The organism is Rhizobium sp. 01T444 (genome assembly GCF_056398305.1).
Genome location: NZ_JBFTPD010000442.1, coordinates 1 through 507 on the forward strand (window position 1 = coordinate 1; position 507 = coordinate 507).

The window sequence follows — 507 nt, forward strand, 5'->3', positions numbered from 1 at the left end:
GCTCATGGCGCGCGCGCAGGGCGACACGCCGCTGGGCCGAGCCCGGCCGGCGGATGTGTCGTTTGCGGGCGGCATGATCCACTTGCGCGCCGACCCGGCGCGCGCGATCAGCATGCGGGAACTCATGCAGCGCGCGGGCGCCCCGCAGATCGATGCCAAGAGCCTGACGCTGCCCAGGCTGATGATGCAGCGCAAGCACGCGCGTGCCACGCATTCCGCGGTGTTCGCGGAGGTCCGCGTGGACGAGAGCCTCGGCACCGTGCATGTGACGCGGGTGGTCAGCGCGATCGCGGCCGGGCGCATTGTCAATCCGAAGACCGCCGCCAGCCAGATCCAGGGCGGCGTGGTGTGGGGCATCGGCATGGCGCTGCACGAGGAGGGCCTCTTCGACCATCGACTGGGACGCCTGATGAACCACAGCCTTGCCGAGTATCACCTGCCCGCCAACGCGGACATCGGGGAGATCGAGGTGATCTTCGTCGACGAGCACGACGCGGTCGTCAATCC

General features: G+C 69.4%; 1 protein-coding gene. It reads left to right on the forward strand.

Translation table 11 applies throughout. The features are described 5' to 3' along the window. The coding region (locus AC1DTN_RS39365) for a molybdopterin cofactor-binding domain-containing protein (RefSeq protein ID WP_477925698.1) at window positions 1-507 on the forward strand (507 nt) is incomplete at both ends.